General features: G+C 36.7%; 17 protein-coding genes and 1 tRNA gene. 11 read left to right on the top strand and 7 right to left on the bottom strand.

From position 1 onward, the window contains the following. Nucleotides 1-178 precede the first annotated feature (178 nt). From gyrA to ACFIK4_RS03345, 6 genes are all read left to right on the top strand, one after another. On the top strand, nt 179-2,962 hold the full coding sequence (gene gyrA / locus ACFIK4_RS03370; protein WP_375674972.1) for a DNA gyrase subunit A: 2,784 nt from the start codon (nt 179-181) through the stop codon (nt 2,960-2,962). A 24-nt stretch (nt 2,963-2,986) separates the two neighbouring features. After that, nucleotides 2,987-3,493, top strand: a complete 507-nt coding sequence (gene coaD / locus ACFIK4_RS03365) for a pantetheine-phosphate adenylyltransferase (RefSeq protein ID WP_375611518.1) — start codon at nt 2,987-2,989, stop codon at nt 3,491-3,493. A gap of 2 nt (nt 3,494-3,495) precedes the next feature. After that, complete coding sequence (locus tag ACFIK4_RS03360; RefSeq protein WP_375638223.1) at nt 3,496-4,089, top strand: peptidylprolyl isomerase; 594 nt, start codon at nt 3,496-3,498, stop codon at nt 4,087-4,089. Between the two features lie 18 nt (nt 4,090-4,107). Next, the gene (locus ACFIK4_RS03355; RefSeq protein ID WP_375611520.1) at nt 4,108-4,620 is read left to right on the top strand and encodes a peptidylprolyl isomerase; all 513 of its coding nucleotides are present in this window, start codon (nt 4,108-4,110) and stop codon (nt 4,618-4,620) included. A 1,453-nt stretch (nt 4,621-6,073) separates the two neighbouring features. Continuing rightward, nucleotides 6,074-7,192: a tRNA guanosine(34) transglycosylase Tgt gene (gene tgt, locus ACFIK4_RS03350; protein ID WP_375629052.1), complete on the top strand. Its 1,119-nt coding sequence runs from the start codon at nt 6,074-6,076 to the stop codon at nt 7,190-7,192. Between the two features lie 1,284 nt (nt 7,193-8,476). Continuing rightward, nucleotides 8,477-9,676: an MFS transporter gene (locus ACFIK4_RS03345; protein WP_375629055.1), complete on the top strand. Its 1,200-nt coding sequence runs from the start codon at nt 8,477-8,479 to the stop codon at nt 9,674-9,676. Nucleotides 9,677-9,720: 44 nt separating this feature from the next. Here the strand turns inward: ACFIK4_RS03345 and ACFIK4_RS03340 are convergent, their stop codons facing one another. From ACFIK4_RS03340 to ACFIK4_RS03330, 3 genes are all read right to left on the bottom strand, one after another. After that, nucleotides 9,721-11,148 carry an MFS transporter gene (locus ACFIK4_RS03340; RefSeq protein WP_375629058.1) on the bottom strand — a complete coding sequence of 476 codons (1,428 nt, stop codon included), beginning with the start codon at nt 11,146-11,148 and terminating at the stop codon, nt 9,721-9,723. 118 nt (nt 11,149-11,266) lie between these two features. Continuing rightward, nucleotides 11,267-12,481 carry an NADP-dependent isocitrate dehydrogenase gene (locus tag ACFIK4_RS03335; protein ID WP_375613103.1) on the bottom strand — a complete coding sequence of 405 codons (1,215 nt, stop codon included), beginning with the start codon at nt 12,479-12,481 and terminating at the stop codon, nt 11,267-11,269. 791 nt (nt 12,482-13,272) lie between these two features. Next, nucleotides 13,273-13,347: transfer RNA gene (locus ACFIK4_RS03330), tRNA-Glu, on the bottom strand. Nucleotides 13,348-14,691: 1,344 nt separating this feature from the next. Between ACFIK4_RS03330 and ACFIK4_RS03325 the strand changes: the two genes are divergently transcribed. Both ACFIK4_RS03325 and glpX read left to right on the top strand, forming a co-directional pair. Next, a complete protein-coding gene (locus ACFIK4_RS03325; RefSeq protein WP_375674968.1) occupies nt 14,692-16,008 on the top strand; it encodes a homoserine dehydrogenase in 1,317 nt (438 codons plus the stop codon). 142 nt (nt 16,009-16,150) lie between these two features. Continuing rightward, on the top strand, nt 16,151-17,137 hold the full coding sequence (gene glpX / locus ACFIK4_RS03320; RefSeq protein WP_375617770.1) for a class II fructose-bisphosphatase: 987 nt from the start codon (nt 16,151-16,153) through the stop codon (nt 17,135-17,137). Nucleotides 17,138-17,242: 105 nt separating this feature from the next. Here the strand turns inward: glpX and ACFIK4_RS03315 are convergent, their stop codons facing one another. Next, on the bottom strand, nt 17,243-18,349 hold the full coding sequence (locus ACFIK4_RS03315; protein WP_375627801.1) for a branched-chain amino acid aminotransferase: 1,107 nt from the start codon (nt 18,347-18,349) through the stop codon (nt 17,243-17,245). 310 nt (nt 18,350-18,659) lie between these two features. Here ACFIK4_RS03315 and ACFIK4_RS03310 point away from each other — a divergent pair, with 310 nt between their 5' ends. Continuing rightward, nucleotides 18,660-18,935 (top strand): hypothetical protein, encoded by a 276-nt coding sequence (locus tag ACFIK4_RS03310; protein ID WP_375627800.1) that lies wholly within the window; start codon nt 18,660-18,662, stop codon nt 18,933-18,935. 173 nt (nt 18,936-19,108) lie between these two features. On the opposite strand, the gene ACFIK4_RS03305 is transcribed toward ACFIK4_RS03310, so the two are convergent. The 3 genes from ACFIK4_RS03305 to ACFIK4_RS03295 form a co-directional block, all read right to left on the bottom strand. Beyond that, entirely contained in the window at nt 19,109-21,625 is a 2,517-nt protein-coding gene (locus ACFIK4_RS03305; RefSeq protein WP_375674965.1) for an SPOR domain-containing protein, read from the bottom strand. A gap of 151 nt (nt 21,626-21,776) precedes the next feature. Then, nucleotides 21,777-23,534 (bottom strand): arginine--tRNA ligase, encoded by a 1,758-nt coding sequence (gene argS / locus ACFIK4_RS03300; RefSeq protein ID WP_375627798.1) that lies wholly within the window; start codon nt 23,532-23,534, stop codon nt 21,777-21,779. Between the two features lie 30 nt (nt 23,535-23,564). Further along, entirely contained in the window at nt 23,565-24,767 is a 1,203-nt protein-coding gene (locus tag ACFIK4_RS03295; protein ID WP_375638219.1) for a deoxyguanosinetriphosphate triphosphohydrolase, read from the bottom strand. A gap of 108 nt (nt 24,768-24,875) precedes the next feature. On the opposite strand from ACFIK4_RS03295, the gene ACFIK4_RS03290 reads away from it, so the two are divergent. Then, nucleotides 24,876-25,199, top strand: a complete 324-nt coding sequence (locus tag ACFIK4_RS03290; protein WP_375671866.1) for a HesB/IscA family protein — start codon at nt 24,876-24,878, stop codon at nt 25,197-25,199. Nucleotides 25,200-25,238: 39 nt separating this feature from the next. Next, nucleotides 25,239-26,228 carry a carboxypeptidase regulatory-like domain-containing protein gene (locus tag ACFIK4_RS03285; RefSeq protein ID WP_375638218.1) on the top strand — a complete coding sequence of 330 codons (990 nt, stop codon included), beginning with the start codon at nt 25,239-25,241 and terminating at the stop codon, nt 26,226-26,228. Nucleotides 26,229-26,272: the final 44 nt, after the last annotated feature.

Genomic DNA, 26,272 nt, shown 5'->3' with positions numbered 1-26,272 from the left:
TTTTGAAGTTTAGCGAAGTGAAAATTGTTAATTATTATTGGTAATTTAAAATATAAATTAATAACATCTTGAAAAGTATTGTTAAATTTCTTTTTTGTCATGGGAGAGAAATTAGCATTTTTGTGTATTTTTCGCTATAAATAAAGTGAAATGATTCTTTTTTGAAAGTTTTGAAATTGTGACCGATCTTACTCCACACCCAGAACGTGATGTGCTAACCGGTATTGAACCAATCAGTATTATTGATGAAATGCAACGCTCCTATCTCGATTATGCGATGAGCGTGATTGTTTCACGTGCACTCCCTGATGTCCGTGATGGTCTTAAGCCTGTTCATCGACGTATCCTTCATGCTATGAATGAGATGGGGCTTTCTTTCAATAAGTCGTATCGTAAATCTGCTGGTGTTGTTGGTGAGGTTATGGGGAAATTTCATCCCCATGGTGATGCTTCAATTTACGATGCATTAGTGCGTATGGCGCAGGACTTTTCTTTAAGAAATCCATTAATTGATGGTCAGGGAAATTTTGGTTCCGTTGATGGTGATCCACCCGCGGCTATGCGCTATACTGAGTGTCGTTTAGAAAAAGTTTCAGAAGAACTTTTAGCTGATATTGATAAAGATACTGTTGATTTTCAGGATAATTACGATGGGCGTGAGCGTGAACCGGTTGTCTTACCAGCGCGTTTTCCCAATCTTTTGGTTAATGGGTCAGGGGGAATTGCTGTGGGAATGGCAACCAATATTCCTCCCCATAATCTTGGTGAAGTCGTTGATGGTTGTATCGCTTTGATTGATAATCCCGATATCACACTCGATAAAATAATTGAAATTATTCCTGGTCCGGATTTTCCTACAGGGGGTATTATCCTTGGCCACTCTGGTGTTCGTGCAGCTTATGAAACAGGGCGTGGCTCAATCATTATGCGTGCTAAAGTTGAGATCGAAGAAATTCGCAGTGGTCGACAAGCAATTATTGTGAGTGAGATCCCTTATCAAGTTAATAAGGCAACAATGATTGAGAAAATGGCTGAATTGGTGCGCGATAAACGCATTGAGGGAATCTCTGATTTGCGTGACGAATCTGATCGTGATGGATATCGGGTTGTTATTGAGCTGAAGAAAGATGTTGTTGCGGAAGTTGTTTTAAACCAATTATATCGGTATACGCCGCTACAAACTTCCTTTGGTTGTAATATGGTTGCTTTGAATGGGGGAAAACCCGAACAGATGACGTTGCTTGATATGCTTCGTGCATTTGTTTCTTTTCGGGAAGAAGTTGTCAGTCGGCGAACAAAATATCTTTTGCGTAAAGCGCGTGAGCGAGCACATGTTTTGGTTGGCCTTGCCCTTGCTGTTGCCAATATTGATGAAATTATAGCGCTTATTCGCAAAGCTCCTGATCCGCAGACAGCACGTGCACAGTTAATGGAGCGACGCTGGCCAGCGATGGATGTCGCGCCTTTGATTAAACTTATTGATGATCCTCGTCATATTATTCATGAGGATGGTACTTATAACCTCTCTGAAGAACAGGCGCGTGCTATTTTAGAATTGCGTTTGCAACGATTGACAGCCCTTGGGCGTGATGAAATCGCTGATGAATTGAATAAAATTGGCGTGGATATCGCTGACTATCTTGAGATCTTGGCATCACGCGTACGCATTATGTCTATTGTTAAGGATGAGTTGAGTGCTCTTCGTGAGGAATTTGCAACGCCGCGACGTACCGTATTTGGTTTTGGTAGCGCTGAGATGGAGAGTGAAGATCTGATCGCACCAGAGGATATGGTGGTAACGGTAAGCCATAGTGGCTATATTAAGCGTGTGCCTCTTAATACCTATCGTGCACAGCGACGTGGTGGTAAGGGGCGTTCTGGTATGTCCACGAAGGATGAGGATTTTGTAACGCGGTTGTTTGTTGCCAATACGCATACTCCGGTTCTTTTCTTTTCATCACGTGGGATTGTTTATAAGGAAAAAGTTTGGCGGCTGCCGCTGGGGACACCCCAATCGCGTGGGCGGGCTTTGATCAATATGCTTCCTTTACAACAAGGTGAGCGTATTACAACGATTATGCCTTTGCCTGAAGATGAAGTGAGCTGGAGTGCATTAGATATTATGTTTGCGACAACACGTGGAACTGTGCGTCGTAATAAATTATCAGATTTCGTTCAGGTTAATCGTAATGGTAAAATTGCGATGAAACTTGATGAAGAAGATGAAATTCTTTCTGTTGAAACCTGTACAGAACATGATGATGTTGTTCTAACAACAGCCAAAGGACAATGTATCCGTTTTCCAGTTGTTGATGTTCGGGTCTTTGCTGGGCGTAATTCTGTGGGAGTTCGTGGTATCAATTTAGCTAAAGGCGATAAAGTCATTTCGATGACAATTTTAGAGCATGTCGAGGCGACGTCCATTGAGCGTTCTGCTTATATTAAACGTGTAATGAATGAACGGCGTGCTTCTGGTGCAGATGCTGATGTTGAAGATGTTATAACTTTTGATGAAGAAGATGGGGGTGCTGAAACAGAGTTAACAGATGAACGTTATGCAGAACTTCATGCACGTGAACAAATGCTTTTGACAGTGAGTGAGTTTGGTTATGGTAAACGTTCTTCTTCCTATGAGTTCCGGATTTCGGGACGTGGCGGAAAGGGGATTCGCGCAACAGATCCATCTAAAACAGCTGAAATTGGTAAATTAGTAGCGGCTTTTCCGGTGAAGGCGCAAGATCAAATTATGTTGGTATCAGATGGGGGGCAGCTTATTCGTGTCCCTGTTGAGGGAATTCGTACTGCTGGGCGCTCAACTAAGGGAGTCACAATTTTTAATACAGCCAAAGGTGAAAGAGTCGTATCGGTTGAACGTATTTCTGAACCTGAAGATGATACGAGTTCATTAGATGATGAAGGTGAGAAGCATTCTGATACAGTTGATATGAGCGAAGAAAAATAATTTTTAAGAGGAAGGAGTAAAGTCATGAAAATTGCTCTTTACGCGGGTTCTTTTGATCCTCTTACAAATGGTCATCTTGATGTTTTGAAAGGGTGTTTTGTGTTAGCTGATAAGGTGGTCGTCGCTATAGGGATACAGGCTGACAAAAAAACACTCTTTAGCTTCGAAGAGCGTGTTGATTTCATTACGCAGGTAGGGAAAGACTTATTTGGTGCAGATTCTAATCGATTGCAGGTTCTTTCATTTAGCAACCTTCTCATTGAGAAGGCGCGTGAAGTTGGTGCTTCATTTCTCATTCGTGGATTGCGTGATGGTACTGATCTTGATTATGAAATGCAAATGGCAGGAATGAATGGTGTTATGGCTCCTGAATTGCAAACTGTTTTTTTGCCGGCAAGTGTTTCTGGGCGCGCGATAACTTCTACATTGGTACGCCAAATTGCCTCTATGGGAGGTGATGTGACACCATTTGTACCGCCCAATGTTGCACAAGCTTTAAGCTCGAAATACCAATCTTTTAGGGGAGAATAAGTGTGTCTCGTAGAATTTTTGCTGTTTTGATATGTGTGTTTTGTTTTTTTTCATTGTCCGCTGTCGCTGGTAATCCTAGACCAGCAAGCGATGCAAGCCTTCTTGTTTTATCTCTCAAAGATGGTGATGTCATTATTCGTCTGCGTCCTGATTTGGCGCCAAAGCATGTTGCGCAAATCAAAAGATTAACAGAGGAGGGGGCCTATAATAATGTTGTGTTTCATCGCGTTATTCCTAATTTCATGGCACAAACTGGTGATGTAGAATTTGGAAAAAAAGGCAGTAGAGATTTTGATCTGAAACGCGTTGGTATGGGTGGCTCAAATTATCCCAATATACCGGCAGAGTTTTCAAAACAGCCGTTTAAGCGTGGTACAGTTGGGATGGCACGGTCACAAGATCCGGATTCCGCGAATTCTCAATTCTTCATTTGTTTTGATGATGCTGCTTTTTTAAACGGTCAGTATACGGTTGTTGGAGAGGTTATAAAGGGGATGGATGTTGTTGATAAAATAAAAAAAGGTACGACAAGTAATAATGGATCTGTAAAAAATCCTGATGTTATTAATGCTGCTACTTTACAAGTTGAGAAATGAATCAAGGGAGCTTTCCATATGGCTGAGAATAAAAATCCAGAGAATACTTTAATTCTTGAAACAACAAAGGGCAGAGTTGTTATTGAGCTTTTTGCTGATTTGGCACCTTGTCATGTTGCACGTATTAAAGAACTGGTACGGGAAGGTGCTTATGATAATGTTATTTTCCATCGCGTTATTGATGGTTTTATGGCGCAAACAGGGGATGTGCAATTTGGAAAGAAGGATAGTGAAAAATTCAATTTATCACGTGCTGGTATGGGGGGAGCAGAAAAACCAAATTTAACAGCAGAGTTTTCAAATCTTTCTCATAAGCGTGGTACAGTTTCTATGGCACGGAGTCAGAATCCAAATTCTGCTAACTCTCAGTTTTTTATTTGTTTTGCAGATGCTCCGTGGCTTGATCGTCAATATTCCATATGGGGGCAGGTTGTTGAAGGTATGGAAAATGTTGATAAAATTAAACGTGGTGAACCTGTTGCAGATCCAGATTCAATTACCAAAGCCATTATTGCTGCGGATGTAGAATAGTATAAACTATACTGATTTCAATTGTAAGTTTCTAAGAAAAAGTACTCTTTTCTGATCAATAAAGGCACACGAAACTCTTTTGTAGTATCACGCTTACCTTTTATAATTTCGAGCTAAGCATTGTCCATATATTTTCTTTAATCGGATCTTCCTGAAGAATATAACGCAACGGATTTGTACAAACACCTGTCAGAATAAGAAAACGCAAAGTCTGTTGTATTATGGTTGTTGTTTGGCAAAGTGTTTTATAAAAAATTCGGCATTTCTCTTCAATCCATTGTCGGTCTTAATGGTTTTATGATGTTACTTTCTTAAGAGAGCGTGTGCTTTTGTTTCTGCTCGTAAATCAACATCTAATCCTAATGCAGAAGCATGTTTGAAACACATATTAAGACGGATAAGAGCTTTACTCGCTCATCCAGTTTTCTTAGCAAGGTGGAAAACCAGCATTTATATATATATTGGCGTAATCTTTAAAATAAGAAGACAGTTTAATCTTAGAAGAATATAATAAAGGCGCAGAAGTGAAATAAATGGCTAGTCTTGCCATCTCCTTTTTAACTCAACTTTACTTTTTTAAAAGTATCTAATGCAATATCTTTTAAATAATGAAGATTATGCATGGACTTACGCTTTTATTTTTCTCGTTTTTTAATAGAGGAATGCTCCAAACGGAATACACTTGTGTTGCGTATTTACGTGTTTTTTAAGAAGCATTTCTTAGTACATATCAACGTTCACTTCCACGATGATATTCATGGCATGTATAGTTTTAAAGCTATAAATAGTATAAAATCTGTTATGTACCACCTTCTTTAAAGCTTATGAAGGAGCAAGCGGGTACCATCATACGCTTTTTCAGCCTCTAATGTTACGATAGAGCTTTTGGTATTTGAGAATCTTTACAAAAAGCATTTTTAGTTTTTTAAAGTATTTTTATTTACACGTTAATTTCTTTTGTGAATTATCTCTAATGCCAAGAGCTATCTCAATATTGTGAGTGGATAAGTGATTATGCTCATTTGCGTTTTTATTAAGCGTGAGGATCGCTGTGCCCAGTAGATGAAAAATTTTTATCTGTAAAAGTTAAAGAATATGTAAGCTGTACAATGCGTTCAAAATTTTCTTCTATGGGTACAAAGTTACTGCTTATGGAAGTATGTGAAGATGAAATTATTGTGATAATAATGTTGCAGTTCTGTTAAGGATAAGCGTAGGTATTTTGAGGTATGATATTATAAGGATTTTACTATTTTTTGGGAGCTAGATTATCACTTTTATTATGGTGGTTTCTTAACAAGAAATGTTCTTTTATCTCGTTTAATTTTTGATGCTGATTACAATATTGAGCGAATCAAAAATTAATTCATAAAGCTTTTGACAATGCTCGTAAGGGGATATCTTTTTTCTTTCTATAGAGATATGCATTGATGGAATCAAAAAGACGAGAGTTATGATAAAGACATTTCATTATAGAAAAATTGCTCAAGATGGGTATGCACGTCGAGGCGAAATTATAACGGGGCGAGGATGTGTTCGTACACCCGCATTTATGCCTGTTGGGACGGCAGGAACCGTTAAGGCTATGTATATGGATCAAATTCGTGATCTTGGTGCAGATATCATTTTGGGGAATACTTATCATTTAATGTTACGTCCAGGAGCTGAACGTGTTGCGCGTTTAGGAGGATTACATGAATTTTCACGCTGGAGCGGACCTATTTTAACCGATTCTGGTGGCTTTCAGGTTATGTCATTGGCGGGAATCCGTAAAATTACTGAACAAGGTGTGATTTTTCGTTCTTACATTAATGGAGCCTACTATGAAATGAGTCCAGAGCGTTCTATCGAAATTCAAGAACTTCTTGGTGCGGATATCCAGATGCAGTTGGATCAATGTATTGCATTACCCGCAACTGAAAAAGAAATGGAAGAAGCTATGGAACTTTCATTGCGGTGGGCGCTGCGTTGTAAAACAGCTTTTGGAGAGCAGCCAGATAAAGCATTGTTTGGGATTGTTCAAGGTGGTGATAATATGAAACTGCGTGAACGTTCTGCTCAAGCATTAAAAGAAATAGATTTAAAAGGTTACGCTATTGGAGGGCTTGCTGTTGGTGAGCCGCAGAGTGTTATGACAGCAGTATTGGATACTACTTGTCCGATTTTACCAGAGGATAAACCACGCTATCTTATGGGAGTAGGGACACCTGATGATATTTTACAAAGTGTTGCTCGTGGTGTTGATATGTTTGATTGTGTTATGCCGACGCGTGCAGGACGTCATGGTTTAGCTTTTACCCGCTTTGGTAGAATTAATTTGCGTAATGCGCGTTATGCAGAAGATCCACTTCCTCTTGATCCACAGTCACTTTGTCCAGCAGCACATGATTATAGTTGTGCTTATTTGCATCATTTGATTAAATCTGGTGAATCTCTTGGGGGGATGTTGTTGACGTGGAATAATCTTTTTTATTATCAACAACTTATGCAGGGAATTCGTGATGCCATTGAGGAAGGCTGTTATGCCGATTTTTGCGCTGAAACGCGTGCTCTATGGGCACAAGGACGCTAAAATATTAATCGTAATATAGCGCCTCATTTTTTTATTGAATTTATTCTCGCACTTACAAATTTAGCTAAAAAATGAAATTAGAAACATCTTCCAAAATTATAAAATTCCACTATCTTAGGATATAACAGTGCGGTTTTATAGGGCACATATTCTTTTTCTAATTACTAGATAAAAACAGAAACTGCTACTCCGGTACGCGCTACCTGATCCGGAGAAAAACAGTTTTTCTGTTTCTGATGACTGTTTACAGCAACAATGTTAATGAGGCGTTAGCGAACTCTTAAAGAAGTATGAAAATTGTATTTTTATGAGCTACTTTGTGTTTTTTATTACTAAAGGTAAAGAATGGATTATATACAATCGAACAGATAAATTTTTAGAAAATTAAAATAAAACTAAAATAAAATTACAACATTTAAAATGTTATAATTTTATTTTTTAAGTTTTTATATATAAATATTCTTTAAAATAGATTTATGTAATATTATTTATATAATAAAAATATAGATATTATGTCATAATAAATTAAATATTAATCACGGTAATTGTCATGTTTATAAAACATCAATAAACATACTTATACAAAATTTATTATATTTGTTTTTTGCTTTGTTTATAGAATTTATCTGAAAATAATCATAATATATTTACGTGAATATTTTAATTTACAGATAGTGAGTTAGATATCTGATGCGATTCCTCTGTTAGATGAGGGAGGGGTAAAGATGTCTAAAAGAGGGTATTTAATAAATCTAGAAACCAAGCACTATTATCATGAGAATTTTTAAAAGACTCTATAATAATTTATAAGAATGGCCTAAAGTTGAAATTATAGCTTATCGATTTGGGGGATCTGTATTCAGGTAGCAAAATAAAGCAACAATAATTTTGGGGGAGAAGTTTTATCTTTGTATCAAGATAATGATGAGATATTATTCACTTGTTTGAAATGCATTCTTCGGCAAATTTTAGAATTATTTATAGGATATAGTATATCGTTGCAAAATAAAGTTTTCACTGTAAAATTACAATGGCTGAAAAGAGGAGACAAAGTTTATTATCTGGTAGATCTGATAGAAATAGGTGAATACGTCTATGATCTTGAGGTTTTCAAAGATTTTCCATTAAAGAATCTTACTTAAAACTCTATAAAATGCTTTATATATCAAAATATTTCTAAAACTTTATTGGGGACTATTGGGCATGCGTATAATAATGTTTTGAATTTTTGTTTGTGTGTATTACAGATATTTACAGTTAAAACTCCTATCCAGAAGTGATAGTATGAAGGATTTTTATCAACAAAAGGTTCTTGCATTGGGAATTGATTCGAGAATACGGCGTTTAATAATTTTAGCTCTTGCCGTGGGGAGTTTTGCTATTGGTACTGCAGAGTTTGTCGCAATGGGGCTACTGCCAGAGATGGCACGAAGTTCCTATGTTGATATTCCTACCGCTGGTCAATATATTTCTGCTTATGCATTAGGAGTTGTGATTGGAGCACCTCTTTTAGCTGTGGCAACAGCTCAGGTATCACGCAAAACTGTTTTGATGGGATTAATGCTTTTTTATGCCTTAGCAAATATTGCTAGTGCCTTTTTTTCTGATTTTAGCATATTAGTAGTATTACGCTTTCTCAGTGGACTTCCCCATGGAATCTATTTTGGACTTGCGGCTATGGTTGCTTCTTCAATGGTAGAAATGAAAGAACGTTCTAAAGCTGTTGGATATGTTATGCTCGGCTTAACAATTGCAACCGTTTTGGGAGCACCCAGTGCTACTTGGATTGGTCAACTTATTGGTTGGCAGATTGCTTTTGTCCTTGTGGGTATGATTGCTTTATTGTGTAGCTTGCTTATTTGGAATTTTTTTCCTTGTGATTCAAGTTTTCCAAAAACGAATCCTTTGCAAGAAATGGGTGTATTAAAGCAAAAGCAGGTGTGGCTTCTTTTGTTGATGGTGTCGGTGGGAGCGTCAGGATTATTTTCTGTTTTCACTTATATCAAGCCAACATTAATGCATATTTCTGGTGTTTCACTTGAGTGGGTACCATTTATTATGCCGTTAGTTGGATTGGGAATGGTGATAGGAAATCTCTTGGGGCCTAAATTAGCTGTTAAAATTGGCATTTCACCGATGATATTTTTCTCTATGCTTTGGAGCGTATTTGTTTTTTTTCTTTTTTTCTTTTTATCCTATGCTCCGTTAACAGCGGCAATAGGATGCTTTTTTGTTGGAACTTCTTTTGCTGCTATGCCTTCTATACAAACAAAAATTATGGATGTTGCACTACAGGGACAGATTTTGGCAGGAGCATTAATGCAGTCTGCTTTTAATATTGCCAACGCTCTTGGTGCTGAATCTGGAGCATTAGTTTTAAAATTGGGCTATAGTTATGAATATACAGCTGTTTTAGGAAGTGTTCTAACTTTGTGTGGATTAATGGTTTTTTGCATCTCATGGTATATGGAGAAGCATGCTTAATATTTTTCATTTTTTTAATGAAGAAGGAATTTTTATATTTATTTTTAGTTATTGGAATGTCCTGTTGGGTTTTTCAATATGAAGTAAGAAATGCGCAGTGCTAATGGAATAGCAAGACAAAATAAAAGACCCATGAGCACTATAAGAAGAGTTTTTGCTGCTAAGATCATTCCTATTGTTCCTCCAGGATTAAAGAGGCCTGCAAGATTGGTGATGACTCCTGCTAGAGTTGCACTTAAGGCTGCTGAAAATAGTTGTACAGAGGTAAGGGATTCACTGGCACGGAGAGCATCTTCATCATTTGCACATTGTAAGATCCTTGTGAGCAAATGTGGCCATGCTATGCCCGCACTGATTCCAATAGAAAACAGTGCTAAGCAAATAATAAAAATATATTCAAGCGCGGAAACTTCTGTTGGGATGAGCCATAAAAGAATCATTATGCCTAACAGTTTTAATAGGGGCGAGTATACAATGATGTTGCGAATTTTTTTTGTGGAGAGACCAGCACTTGAGATGGCTCCACATGTCCACCCTAGGCTCATAAGTGCTGCTATATAACCAGCAATAAGTGGAGCTTGCCCATGAAGCTCTTGAAGAAAAAGTGGAAAATAAAGTTCTATACTGTATACGACTGTTGTCATAACGAGTATCAATGCGTAAACAGAAAAGATTTCAGAAGAGAAAGAAAAGGATTTGCGGGGCAACATAGGATGAGGGGTAGATGATTCGATTTTTGCTAGAACAAAAAGAAGACTAAGTCCGATAACTAATCCGCAAATTTTTGCTATTGTAGACTCCATAGCCCCTCCAACAGAAATAATAAAAATCAATAAGGTGAGTGTGAAAAGCTGGAGAAGAGGAAGAGGGGGTGTTGGAACATCGTTTTCATTCTTTTTTGGTAAAAATTTAAAGGCGATGAGTGAGAAAAATATAGCTAATACGCCAATGATCAAAAAGGATGCTCGCCATAGCCCATAATATACAGAAAGCCCCCCGATTGCTGGTCCTAACAAGGTTGATATTCCCCACATTCCAGAGATAATACTTAATGCATGTGACCATAAAGATGGGCTGAAAACAATCCGTACCATGGAATAGGATAGGGATAACAAAGAACCACTTCCAAATCCTTGAATAAAGCGTCCTATTAAAAACAATGGCATAGATGAAGAAATGCTGCACATAAAAGTGCCTAGGGTGAAGATAAGTCCAGAAATAACATACGCATTGCGAGGACCTAATTTCCCTAATATTTTTGTTGCAAGTGAAGTACCCACGAGTGAAGCTGTAATAAAGACAGTAGCCACCCAAGAATAATATATTTCACTGCCAATATGATTCATAAGAGAGGGTAAAATAGTAATAACAATATAAACGTTGGTGGCGTGTAACACAACTCCACCTGTAAACGTTAAAAAGCAAAGACCATTTTTACCCAATAAAAGCGCAGACCAGCCCTGTTTTTTCACTGTTGTTTGCTATTTAATAAAAATCTATCCTCTTTTTACTTATAAGGTACTTCTTTGAATTTGCCAAGAGAAATTCAAAGCTCTGTTTAGAGCTTTGAATTTTAATTTAAGTAATAACTTAATTGCCCATTGCTTTTTTGAGATTCTCATCAATTTTATCGAGGAAACCTGTTGTAGAAAGCCACTTTTGTTTAGGCCCAATCAAAAGTGCGAGATCTTTGGTCATAAAACCTTCTTCGACGGTTTTAATACAAACTTCTTCCAATGTCGTGGAAAAGTTTTTTAACTTCTCATTGTTATCTAGTTTAGCACGGTGCGCTAGTCCACGCGTCCATGCAAAAATAGATGCAATAGAGTTCGTTGATGTTTCTTCATTCTTTTGATGCTGACGATAATGGCGTGTTACAGTGCCGTGTGCTGCCTCTGCTTCAACAATTTTGCCGTCAGGTGTCATGAGAACAGAAGTCATGAGACCCAGAGAACCAAAGCCTTGGGCAACAATATCAGATTGGACATCACCATCATAGTTTTTACATGCCCATACGTATCCACCTGACCACTTTAATGCAGAAGCAACCATATCATCAATAAGACGGTGTTCGTAATATAATTTACGGTTTTCAAATTCAGTTTTAAATTCCGTATCGAATATTTCTTGAAAGATATCTTTAAAACGACCATCGTAAGTTTTTAGAATGGTATTTTTTGTTGAAAGATAAACTGGAACATTCCGTTGTAGTCCATAATTAAAGGATGCGCGGGCAAAATCACGAATTGACTCATCAAGGTTATACATAGCCATGGCAACCCCTGCGCTTGGAGCATCAAAAACATCATGTTCAATAACTTGATTATCATCACCGACAAATTTAATACTTAATTTCCCTTTTCCTGGAAATTTAAAATCTGTTGCCTTGTATTGATCACCAAAAGCGTGACGTCCGATAATAATTGGCTTTGTCCAGTTAGGAACAAGGCGAGGGACATTTTTACAGATAATGGGTTCGCGAAAAATGACTCCTCCTAAAATATTGCGGATTGTGCCATTAGGTGATTTCCACATTTTTTTTAGGTTAAATTCTTTAACGCGTGCCTCATCAGGTGTGATGGTTGCGCATTTTATACCAACCCCATATTTTTTGATAGCATTGGCAGAATCGATAGTTACCTGATCATTGGTTGCATCACGATTTACGACGGAAAGATCATAATATTTTAGATCAATGTCGAGGTAGGGATGGATTAATTTATCTTTGATATATTTCCAGATGATGCGGGTCATCTCATCCCCATCAAGTTCAACAACGGGGTTTTCTACTTTGATCTTTACCATTAGAAATCCTTTTTCTTTTAAGCGATACTACTTGTATAACACTTTCAAGTTTATAATGAAAAGTAAAAACAAGGGAAAAAAGCATTCAAATATGAGCTTTTAGAATATATTATCAATAGAGTGTAAAATTTTGTTGGAGGGTTTAATTTTTGAAAAGAAGTGATGTGTTTGCAAATCTATAATTATTCGATGATTGATGAAGAATCTGTTTAATAGATAAGGTAGTTAGATCACCGGGGGATAGGGATTATGCATTTTTATTATCAGAGATTCCATTTAATAAGTTGATCGTATTCTGAATTATAGTTTCTTGATTTGTTGTGTTAGGTGAATAAGAAACTATTTTTATATTGCTATTTCAATTCTAAGCTTATGGTCTGTTTGTTTATAAAAAGTTTAATGTGATAACAAAGGCACTGTAATTAGAAATGCTTCATATAAAATGCGTTTGAGATAAACTTCAATTTTGAAGGTTGAAAAAAACGTATAAATGATGCGGCTGGTTTTAATTTAAAAATTAACAGCATACGCAAGAATATGACTTATAAAATTACCGTATCGCGAGCTAGAATCTTCTAATTCTTATGTTTTATCGATTCTTATTGTTATTAACTATGCGCAGTAAAGCACTATCCTCGAAATGCAACAAAGAAATTAATCACCTAATGATTCTTGTATCCTTTTTACGAAGATATTCCTTTTAAAATCTTATTCCCTCATTTTTATTTATGCATCCCTCATTTTTAAAAACACAAATAAAATGAATATATTACACATAGAAAAAAGAAACATGGTACGCCCAAGGGGAATCGAACCCCTGTTTCCGCCGTGAAAGGGCGATGTCCTAACCGCTAGACGATGGGCGCAAACCAATGATGAGGCTTATAGAGAGGATCTTTTTACTTCGCAAGCCCTCTGTGTCATTTTTTTTGAAAAAAGTGTGTTTTATTGAATAATTTTTGAGCGATTCCTGTTTAGATCATTTTATTTTCTAAGATTTTTTGTAGAAAAAATATAAAGTTATCATGATTGATAGAAAATTTTGATGTGGGTATCATCTCAGGGAATGATATTTTCAGTTTTGAGGAGTAGGCAAAAATGATCAAAAACAGCATTTTTAATGTATTTATTTTTTGCATATTTTATCGCTTGTTATCTTTGCTCACCACATGAGAATATTATTTAACTTGCTTGAAAGAGCCTTTATACAGAAAGATTTCTCATTTGAGCTTATCATAAAGCAAAAACTGTATAATTTATGAAGTGGAAAGACAATATTTATTACCAAATTAACAAATAATACCAATCATACAAAAGTTTTTTTGATGAATAATCCATAAATTATTTGCAGTTTAACAAAATATAAATAGATATCTGTATGATAAAAATGAAAATATTAAAGCAATTTTTATAGAAAATATAAAAAAATATTTTTTCATATTTACTTTTACATGTCTGTAAAATTTTTAAAATTAAAAACCATTCATTTGCTCTTTTACATATTGAGAAGGTTCTTGATTTGAAAATGAATTAGCGTGGATAAAGGGTAGATTGAGTTTTTTCTCATTTCAATTCGCTAGTTTTTCAGAGAGGTGGCAATAAGTTTAGATAAAATATTCGAGTTTTGTAAATTTATTCTCCATATTCATAATATTTCAGAATTATGGTATACACATATTAATTCTTGTTTTTTAATTTAATGTAAGGTTCTATTTTGATATATGGGTTCATTAATATTTTTGCATTAAAGATTTATAGTTCAAACTATGGAATGGTAGGAAGGAATGTGTTATTATTTACTGATCTACTTTGTTTTATCCATTCTTTTAATTTATCATATAAAAGAATGTTTTTTGTTCCGTATTTGTTAATTTAGAAGAGATGTTTTTATTCTTTCTTACTAATCCTTAATATTCTTTAACTTGTTATTGATTATTTTTTAGAACTTTTCTTTATGGCAACTTGCATTTATCAGTTTTACAGATTTTCATTCTGAATTAGATGTTTTATAAAGATTCTGAAATCTTTGAAGACAATAAATATTATATTTTTAGGAATGTTGATTGAACAAGCGGGGATCATTCTATTGGAGAACATGAAGTGAATAGAGCAGGGTATTTCTTTTGTTCTTATGAACATAAGTACTTTTTGTGTTGATTGGCACATCATTTAAACGATTTTTCAGTAAAGATAGGGATCAGTGGTTAATAATGGCAGAAGCTTTAAAAGTTGGTGTTGCGGGACTTGGTACAGTTGGTACTTCAGTTGTTCGAACTCTATGTGAAAAAGCGAATAGTTTAGCTTGTCAATGTGGACGATTCATCAAAGTTGTTGCTGTTAGTGCGCGCGATAAAGGCCGCAATCGTGGACTTGATCTCAGTGATATAAAATGGTTTGATTCACCTGTGGAGTTGGCTGCTTCTGATGAGATTGATGTTTTTGTAGAGTTAATTGGTGGTGAATTGGATGTGGTGTATACCGCTGTTAAGAGAGCGCTTGAGGCGGGACATCATGTTGTAACAGCCAATAAAGCTCTTCTTGCTCGACATGGAGTAGAGCTGGCTATAATTGCAGAAAAAAAAGGTGTTTTTCTTCATTTTGAAGCAGCTGTTGCAGGGGGGATTCCTGTCATCAAAGCGATGAGAGAATCACTTGTTAGTAATCACATATCGCGAATTTATGGTATTCTCAATGGAACCTGTAATTATATATTAACACGTATGTTTACGGAAGGTCTTTCATTTAAAGATTGTTTAGCAGATGCACAGAGACTTGGGTATGCTGAAGCAGATCCAAGTTTTGATATTGAGGGAAATGATACTGCTCATAAATTAGCTTTGTTGACAAGCTTGGCATTTGGAACTGCTGTTTCGTTAGATGATGTTTATGTTGAAGGAATTCATAATATTTCGCAAATTGATATTCGAGCAGCTGATGAATTGGGGTATCGGATTAAGCTTTTAGGGGTTGCATTAAAAACGGATTCTGGAATAGAGCAACGCGTTCATCCAACAATGGTACCAACATCCTCAATGATTGCACAGATAAATGGTGTAACCAATGCTCTTTCTATTCAAAGTGATTTATTAGGTGAATTACTGTTTTCTGGTCCTGGCGCCGGAGGAAAGGCAACAGCATCAGCCGTTATTGGTGATTTGGCTGATATAGCAAAAGCACGTTCTGGTTTTCAGTATGCACCTGTTTTAAGACGTCCAGCATTAGAACTTGCTCCTCATAAAAAAGCACGTATTTCGCATCATGCAGGTGGTTATTTTATTCGTTTAAATGTTCATGATCGTACTGGCGTTTTTGCCGAGGTCGCAAGGCATATGGCTGATAATCACATCTCATTGGAGTCGATTGTTCAAAGATCTTTTGTAGAAGATCAAATTGAAAAAACAATTATTTTAATTACGCACGAAACAACAGAGATGAATGTACGACAGGCACTTGCAGAAATTGAAAAAGATGGACATCTTGTTGCAAAATCTCAATTTATTCGTATTGAACCTATGGCAAAGAATTGATAACTTTCTTGATAATAAAAAAAGCACGCTTGAGTTCTTTTATCTCTTGTGGAAAATTTTCATCTTTGCCAAAAAACTTTATTCTTAGTATTTAATAAGGACTCATATTTTTTCTGGTATTCATTCGGTAGGATTTTTTCATATGCCCACAACTCAGAAGATTTTAAATGGACTTGATCGTATTTTGACGCTTGAATTGGTACGTGTTACTGAACGTGCTGCTGTTGCTGCTGCACGCTGGCGCGGACGTGGCGATGAAAAGGCAGCGGATCAAGCTGCTGTAGATGCAATGCGGCAGGAACTTAATCGATTGCCTATTGATGGTACAGTGGTGATTGGTGAAGGTGAGCGGGATGAAGCGCCTATGCTTTATATTGGAGAAAAAGTAGGTCTTCAAAGTGGATTGGCGATCGATATTGCACTTGATCCACTAGAGGGTACAACACTTTGTGCTAAAAATATTGCCAATTCTTTGGCAGTAGTTGCAATTGCTGAAAAGGGTAATCTCCTTTATGCCCCTGATGTTTATATGAACAAAATTGCTATTGGTCCTGGTTATCCAAAGGGAGTAGTCGATATAGATGCTTGTCCTACCGATAATATACATGCTCTTGCGAAGGCTAAAGGAGTGACTGTTAATCAGATTGTTGTTTGTATTATGGATAGACCTCGTCATGAAAAATTGGTTAATGAAGTACGAGCGACAGGGGCGTCGATTCGCTTGATTGGGGATGGAGATGTGGCTGCTGTTATTGATACAACTGATCCAGAAGAAACAGGTATTGATATCTATATGGGGATTGGTGGAGCACCTGAAGGTGTCTTAGCTTCTGCTGCTTTGCGCTGCATTGGAGGACAGATGCAAGGTCGTTTGCTGCTTGATACAGAAGAGAAAATTGCTCGTGCAGCTAAAATGGGGATTAGTGATCCCAATAAGGTTTATACAATGGAAGAAATGGCAAAGGGTGATGTTTTGTTTTCAGCAACAGGGGTGACAGATGGCAATATGCTTTCTGGTGTTAAATTTACATCTCGTTACATTCAAACGGAAACTCTCGTAATGCGCTCCCATACGGGTACAGTCCGTAATATTAAAGCAAAGCATAGAAATCATTCGAAATTTGATTAATGCTTTCTTTTTTGTCACTAAAAATAGAGGGAGTTTTTCTAGGAAAAACGCTTCCATGAATCTACTTTCATGGAAGCGTTTATAGATATGAGAATACCTTAAATATTATGAGATCTGGACAGAATGTACCCAGCCATTTTTATCTTCTATGTTCCCTTTTTGAATGCCAACCAATTGTGTACGAAGCTGCTTTGTAACTTCTCCAACTGTTTCATTTCCAATAATAAATTCTCCCCCTTTATATCTAAAACGACCAATTGATGTGATAACGGCAGCTGTACCACAAGCAAAGGCTTCTTTAAGGTGTCCACTCTTTGCATCTTCTTGAAGCGCTGTAAAAGAATAAGGACGCTCTTCTATTTTTAATCCCATTTGTTGAGCTAACCTTAAGATTGAATCACGGGTTATCCCTGGAAGGATAGTTCCATTAAGTGGGGGGGTTACAAGTGTATTATTGTCCATAATAAAGCAGACATTCATACCACCAAGTTCTTCAATCCATTTATGTTCAATCATATCAAGGAAGAGTACTTGGCTACAATTATTTTCAGTTGCAGTTTTTTGTGCCAGTAAGCTTGCTGCATAGTTTCCACCACATTTGGCAGCCCCTGTTCCTCTTGGACCGGCACGACTATAATCTGTTTCAATCCAGACGCTGACAGATTTTTCTTCTCCTTTGAAATAGGATTCAACTGGAGAGGCTATGACACAAAAAAGATATTCTTGAGAAGGGCGGACTCCCAAAAAGTTTTCATTGCCAAACATAAATGGACGGATATAGAGGCTAGCGTTGGGCTGATCAGAAACCCATTTTTGATCAATCTTTACTAATTGATGAACGGCATCCAGAAAAATATCTTTTGGCAATTCTGGCATAGCTAAACGTTGTGCTGATTCTATAAAGCGTTGTGCATTGGCATCAGGACGGAAGAGCAAGATGCGTCCATCTTTTGCACGATATGCTTTTAAACCCTCAAAAATTTCCTGTCCGTAATGTAAAACGGTACTTGCAGGGTTAATTTCTAAAGCTTTGTATTGAGAAATGACGGCATTGTGCCAGCCTTTGTCTTCAGTCCATTGAATAGTACACATGTGGTCTGTAAAAAATTGACCAAAACCGGGACTTTTTAAAATTTCTTCATATTTTTCTTCTGACAGAGGAGATGGGTGTTTTTCTATTTTAAAGGGAAGCGATGATATGGGAGATTTCATAAAAAACCTTTTGAGTATGTTTCATTTTTATTAATAAAAATAATGAAATATTTTGATTATAACTCTATTATTAACAAAACCTTTGTGTCAATGTTTTATTATAGAATACAAAGGGGTTTATTATAGAATTCAAAGGCTAGAGTAGGGTAGATATTTTAATTCTATCCTCGCTTCTTTTTCTCAACTTTATGAAGTAAACTGGAACTTTTGTTTATAATTATCGTTTTCTCACAATAAGTATCTGAATAATTGCATATATGCATATTTTCTAGAAATTTAAAGGTAAGGGAATTGAGAAAAGGAATCCACTATGATTGATAAAAATTATCACACATATGAAGAACGTATGGCCGCAGAAAGAAGAGGTCATGAACAACCTGTTTCAATCGCTAAGGGTATTTTTGCTATTCTTCTTGCGATGGTTATTATCTGGTTTATTTTTGGTTTTTTAGGATCTTTTTTTGCAAAATCTCCTGAACATAGTTCGCGTTATAATACCCCAGAAACAAGCCAAAGTGTAACAACGCCCAAAAAAGATTTAAATTCGCTTCCTCCTGTACCTTATACCTATAAGGGTACGGAGTAATTTTTTCGTAAATATAATTTTTTAGATAGGGCGAAAATCGACGTAGATTAAGGAATAAAGTCAGCACAAAGACATAAAAAAGAGAGGAATTTAATTTCTGAAGTTTTTGATAAGTAATTAAATGGTATGGAAATAAATAATGCAACGGTTGTTAAAACCGTTGCATTATTGGTTTAGCGTGTGATGAAGCAGCTTCCACCAGAACTTTTAATGGATTCACAAAGGATTATGGCTTCATTACGGTCTTGCGCTTGAATCCGAACACGGTAATAAGTACCTTTTCCTGGTATAAAAGCGGATTGAATATTTAAAGAACGGGCACCGATAAGGAATCCAAATTTAGATTTCATATTTTTTAAAGAATTTCTAGCGAGCTCATACGTTGGTTGAGATGCAAGTTGTACGTAATAACTTTCTGAATTTTGTGCTGCGACTCTGTTTGGTGATATGGGGCGAGACGCGGCTGGTGTTTCAACTTGTGTATTTCTTTCTGCATGGGAAGGGATAGGGATAAATTTTTCTTCAATATTTGAGCTAGAATTATTTTCTGCGATTATTTTATCAATATTATTTTTGAGATCATGATCTCTTTCTTGGTCGTTTATATCAGAATCATGCGACGAAACAAGGGACGAATCTTGAAGTTCATTAGAAGTTTGATCAATGCTTTCTTCAGATTGAGCAGCAGTTTTGCTGTTTGTTTGATGCGCGGGGGCTAGTGTAACTGTACCATCTTGATTGACAATAACAGTTTGTACTTCTCGCATTGGAATAGTATGATTTATGGCTTCTGTGACTGCATCTTCAACATCAGATTCATTTAAAGACGATGAGGAAACGCTTGAAGATTCTTCAGGGTTTAATTCTTTTAAATTTTCAGGTTGTTCAGAGTTATCAATAAGAAATTGTTGTGTATTTTCTTGTTTCTCATTTTGTTCAGTTGTTTGTTTATAAATATCTAAATTATGTGCAACATCATTTTTCGTTTCAGTTGTTTCTGGTTTGAATTTAAAAGGCGTATTATCAGCGTGGATAATGACCGTTTCTTCATTTTTTTGTGATGGCATAAAAAAATGAGAATAACCAGCAAACCCAAGTCCTATTAAAATAAGTATAAAAAAACCTTTAATGAAAGTTTTACCAAAAATAAAACTTTTTAAGGGAGGAGGAGCTGATGGAGGTGTGGGAACCTCATCTGAGTTTGTGTATGATGAATTCTCGCTAAAAGAGGGAAAATTATATTCCATATTGGCAGAAGAAAAATAGTCGGAATTTTGTTCTTTAGAGTTTATATAAACACCTTCTTTTGAATTTTGCATAGACTGATGAAAAACTTCACTAAAAACCTCGTTTTTCTGTTTTTTTTGAGAAAAATTATCCGTTGGGACATTCCCTACATTGAGTACATCAGCAAATTCTTCTTCTAAACCACCATTAGTTGGCACATCATATTCTGGCGCTTCATACGGGACTTCTGGAACCATAATAGGACCAGTTTTTTCTACGATTTCCTCTGAAAATTTATAAGTATCAACATTGGGAGGGGGAGTATCTCTGTGCGTATAGTTATGGGCAAAAAAGCCATCCGTTTGTTTTGTATTTAAAGAGGGGGATGAGGAAAGAAACTCATCTAAATTATTTTCATTATATGAAATTTCTCTATTTGGGTTAGAGGCACCTTCGGCGTTATTGATGTATTGGGCTCGAGCCTCATCATATATCGGAACTTTTTCGCCATAAGTTTTTTGTTGTGAGGGGGGGGCTGCAAAAAAATGGGGATAATTGGTTGTATGATCTTCTTGTGAAGCTCCCTTTAAATAAGATTGTCTATCAACTGGTGGAGAATCTAAAGGTGAGGAGAAGGTACTTGTTGTTTGATTTCTTGCAGTGTTTTGTCTTTCTGACACAAGATTAGAAGATGAGAAAAACTCATTTTCCTCTGTAGAAGAGGAGACATCAGGATAATCTTTTTTAATCCAATTTTCTTGATCAGCTGAAATTTTATAGGGATGGTTTATAGGAGTGTCATAGAGGTTTTGATTGTCCTCATAAGTTTTTTGTATATTCGTAGTCTCAGGTTGTTGTGAATTTATTTGTGAAAAACGATTGGTTTGTTCAACATCTTCTGGCGTCTCTCTCTTATTTTCGTGCCTTTCAGATTTATCAAAAAAGAAATTTTCTGATTCTGATTGTGACATAAGATTACTTTTTTCAAGAAAAGGATCAGCATTGGTTGCTGTTTTTTTCTGTTGATGTGATTGATTCTTTGGGATTGGTAATGGAGAAAGCTCATCTAAAATTTGTTCTTCATCATGACTGCTAGGTGAAGAATATTTCTCTTCAGATAAATTATTTTGTTTTGAATGGTTGAAAGAAGAAGATTGTGCAATATCTGAGGCTGTTGCGTTGCTGGTTGCATGCAAGTCCCATTGTTTTTTTTGATCATCAAACGGTAAGTCATGTGCTAAATTTTTTTCAAGTTCCTCTTCTAGAAAGGAGAAATCAAAATCATCATCATGGGATGATGTTTCGGGGTGAGATGTTGATCGTTCTGTTTTTAAAGACGATTGCTCATTTTGGTTTCCGCTTTGTTTGTGCGGATTAAAAATGCGCGTAAGCCTTTCTAAAGGATCATGGTGTTCATGATCGTGTTTTGTTTCGTGTAGATTTTTGCGATCGTTATCGCTCATAGCTTTTCTCACATGATGGTTTGCACTTACGTGCAATCAATGGTTGATTTTGATTTGTTATATTAAAATTATAAATTTTCCCCCTCTCATGCAAGGATACATGAAAAAGTTTATCAATAGAGTACCTATTGTATGTATTTATAGAACTTTTTCAACGCATTTCTATGGGTGCTTCGACTCCTATGATGGTAAGCCCTGATGATAAAATATTGATAACAGCTTGTATCAATCCTAATCTTGCAAAGGATAACTCTTTATCATCAGGTTGAATAAAGCGTAAATTGAGATTTTCACTCCCTTTATTCCAATGGGTGTGAAAGCTGGAGGCAAGGTCATAAAGGTAAAACGCTAATCGATGCGGTTCTTTATGAATTACGGCCTGTTCAATGATACGTGGATATTCAGAAAGTTTGCGTATTAACAATATTTCATGGTCATCTGTTAATCGATGAAGATGGGCAATCAATGTATTATTTGAAAAGCTTTTAATATGAAGCGCTTCTTGTGCTTGACGAAAGACTGAGTGACAACGTGCACTTGCATATTGTACGTAAAAGATGGGGTTATCTTTTGATTGTTCTGTTACTTTTGCAAAATCAAAATCAAGAGGTGCTTCACACTTACGGTATAGCATCATAAAACGCACAGGATCACGCCCAACCTCTTCGACAACATCCCGTAGAGTGACAAAAGATCCTGCTCTTTTTGACATGCGTACAGGATGACCGTTGCGAAAAAGTTTTACCAATTGACACAAGAAGACACTTAATTTAGCTTTATCCCCAGAAATTGCTTTTGCCATTGCCTCTAGCCGCTTTACATAGCCCGCATGGTCTGCGCCTAGAATATAAATCATTTCATCAAAATGACGATTAAATTTATCCCGAAAATAAGCAACATCAGCAGCAAAATAAGTGTAAGAACCGTCAGATTTGACTAAAACACGGTCTTGGTCATCACCGACATTTGTTGAACGGAACAAAGTTTGTTCGCTTGGTTCCCAGTCTTCTGTATTTTGTCCTTTGGGAGGGGGGAGTTTTCCTTTGTAGATATAACCATTTAAAGTGAGGTCGTTGATGGTGTTACGAATGGCGCGTGCATTATCTGCATAAAGCATTCGCTCAGAGAAAAAGATATCATGATAAATATTAAGAGCAGCCAAATCTTCGCGAATCATGGACATCATTGCATGAATTGCACGTTCTTTCACAAGAGATAAGGCTTCATCTTTATCCATCGTGAGGAGTTGGTCACCAAACTCTTGAGCAAGCGATTGACCCAATGGTATCAAGTATTCTCCAGGATAGAGTCCTTCTGGAATTTCATTAATTTCTTGCCCAAGAGCTTCACGATAGCGCAATAGTACCGAATGGGCGAGGACTTCGATTTGTTGACCCGCATCATTGATATAATACTCTTTTGTAATGTTATAGCCCGTAAATTGTAGCAAATTGGAGAGAACATCCCCAACAACTGCTCCGCGGCAGTGTCCTACATGCATTGGTCCAGTGGGATTTGCTGAGACATATTCAACATTGACGCATTTTCCTTGTCCCATTGGAATACGACCATAAGAAGTGCCTAATTCAAGCATAGATTTTATAGCATCTTGCCAAAATAATTTTGTAAGCTTTATGTTTATAAAACCAGGACCGGCAACATCTATATTTTCGATAGAGGAATCATTTTTAAGAAGTTCTATGATTTTATCTGCAAGTGCACGTGGATTGATTCCAATAGATTTTGCAAGCACCATAGCAGCATTGGTTGATAAATGACCGTGGGAGGAATCACGCGGAGGATCAACAGTGATTTTTGATAAATCTAGATCTTCTCCATTTTTTCCTTTTATATCAGATAATTCAATTGATCTCTTAATTTTTTTTTCGAAGTTTTTAAAGATATTCATATTTAGCTTCCATGATGATGCCAAAAGCCATTAAACGAAATTATCTGTATGGTCAAATAAACGCTGATATTCACGTAGAGCGTAGTGATCCGTCATGCCTGAAAGAAAGTCAGCAATCAAACGTGCTAACTCTTGATTTTTTAAGTGCACTGTTTTGCTCTGCCAACTTTCAGGCATTGTATTTGGATTTTCATAATAACAATTGAATAATTTTTGTACAATGCATTTTGCTGCATTGCGACGACTAAGAACTTGTTCATGGTAGTAAAGATTTTTAAATAAAAAGTTTTTTAGTTCTTTTTCATAAACGGTCATTGTCGGTGAAAAGGTGACAATGGTTTGTTTTGCTTGGTGAATATCGTTTATGCTTGTTGGTTTGATGCGTGCTAAATTTTCTTGTGATTGTTTGATAACATCTTCAACCATGGTTGTTATTTGTCTTCGTACAAGTGTGTAACCGCGACGCGCTTGGTCGAGGTGGGGATGCTCATCTGTTATATCTTTTAATATTGCTGCTGTTAGTGGAACATGTTCAAATTGATCGAGTGTTAAAAATTGCGAACGTAGACCATCATCAATATCATGCGCATTGTATGCGATATCATCTGCAATAGCAGCACATTGCGCTTCTAGCCCTGCAAAACAATCGAGTGCAAGGTCTTGCTTTGCATTGTATTGTAAAATATCGATAGGAACCTCCTTATTCTTTGCGTGAGGACCTAAAAGGGGACCATTATGCTTTACAAGTCCTTCGAGGGTTTCCCATGTAAGGTTAAGTCCATCAAAATTTGCATAGCGCTGTTCTAGTTTTGTTACAATGCGTAATGCTTGTGCATTATGATCAAAGCCGCCATAAAGTACCATGGCTTCATTAAGAGCATCTTCTCCTGCATGGCCAAAGGGTGTGTGTCCAAAGTCGTGAACAAGGGCAATGGCTTCGGCAAGGTCTTCATCAAGACACAGGGCACGGGCTAATGTTCTTGCAATTTGAGAAACCTCTATGGAATGGGTTAGGCGAGTACGGTAATGATCGCTTTCATCAGCAATAAACACTTGCGTTTTATGTTTAAGACGTCGAAATGCATTAGAATGGATAATACGATCTCTATCTCGTTGAAAAGGTGAGCGTGTGGTGCTCATCGTTTCATGGTATAATCGACCACGGCTTGTTTGTGGATGAGCACTGTATACTGCTCGAGATTGGTAATTGAAGTTGATATTGCCTATATCCATTGCAAGCTGTCTATTATCATCTTAAAATTGAGAGTGGTTTATGAGAAATAAACTGCTCTTTGAGTGTAGGATACTCTTTCTTGAAGGTTTAATGCAAGGATATATAAAATGAATGTGAAAATTTCAGATATTGCTGCCAAAAAAATTGCACAGATACTTTTGCGTGAACCCGATAAAATAGCATTACGTATTTCTGTTGAAGGTGGTGGGTGTTCTGGTTTTTCTTATAAATATGACTTGGTTTCTGAAATGTGTGAAGATGACCTCGTTCTCAAAAAAGACGGGGCAGTTGTGTTTATTGATTTACTATCACTTCCTTTTATGGAAGGAGCTGAGATTGATTTTGTTGATGATCTTATGGGGCAGTCTTTTCAAATCCACAATCCCAATGCTGTTTCATCATGTGGTTGTGGTGTAAGTTTCTCAATTTAAAATGATGGCTGTGTGATATTGTTTCTTGAAAAAAAGATCATGTTGATCAACAATGCAAAAATGGGTATTCTTATAAAAATAGTGCACCGATGTGTATGGTTGTGCGTGGCGCTTTCTTTATTGACTTGGAGCCACTGTGCTTTTTCTGAAGCAGGAGAAGGGCAAGATCAGCAGCAGAGACAATCAAGGAGTTTTATTGTAAAGACTCAAAAGCAGGAGAACGAAAACTTAGCATCTCAAACACAACTCATTTTGAATGCTCGATTAACAAATAGTCATCCGGATATTGAAAAAGGGCTTGTCTGGCGGGTTTATGCTCCTATTCTAGGGATTGATAATAAGTTACCATTAGTGGCAACCTATAAGGGGGGAAGTGCACGTTTTGATCTCGAACCAGGAAATTATCTTGTTCATGTCTCATTTGGTCATATGAGTGCTGTGCGCCATATTCGTTTAGAAAATGGGCAGAGTCTTGTAAAAAACTTTAATCTTGAGGCTGGTGGTGTCATTTTAAATGCAACACTGCTCAATGGCGTAATGAATGAAAAGGAACTCCGTTTTACCATTTATGAGGATGAAAAAGAAAATGATGATACGGGAGTAATTATATCAAATGTTAAACCCCAATCAGTTGTGCGTTTAAAAGCTGGCCGCTACCATGTTGCTTCCCATTATGGTTCTATTAATGCGACGGCTCGTTCGGATATTCAAGTGGATGCGGGTAAAATAACAGAAGTTACTCTTGAACATCAGGCCGCTCAGATTGTCTTAAAGCTGGTGCGACAAGAAAGAGGAGAAGCGCTTGCAGATACAAGTTGGTCTCTTGCCAATGATTCTGGTGATATCGTTTATGAAACAGTAGGTGCGTATGTTTCACTCGTGTTAGCGGAGGGAGAGTATATTGCAATTGCTAAAAATAAAGATAAAATCTATCAAAAAGTTTTTTCAGTCGTTTCTGGTCATGATGAAGATATAAGTGTGATAGCGAATGAAGAAAATATGCAGCGAGTTGATGAAGATGTGGATTGATTGTTGTTCATGGGGGGGTAAACTACGATGAAAGACGGGGTATG

It is taken from the genome of Bartonella sp. AP9QHHD (assembly GCF_042195625.1).
Classification (GTDB): domain Bacteria; phylum Pseudomonadota; class Alphaproteobacteria; order Rhizobiales; family Rhizobiaceae; genus Bartonella.
The sequence above is the reverse complement of the archived record's forward strand: the minus strand, read 5'-3'. Positions and strand labels throughout refer to the sequence as shown.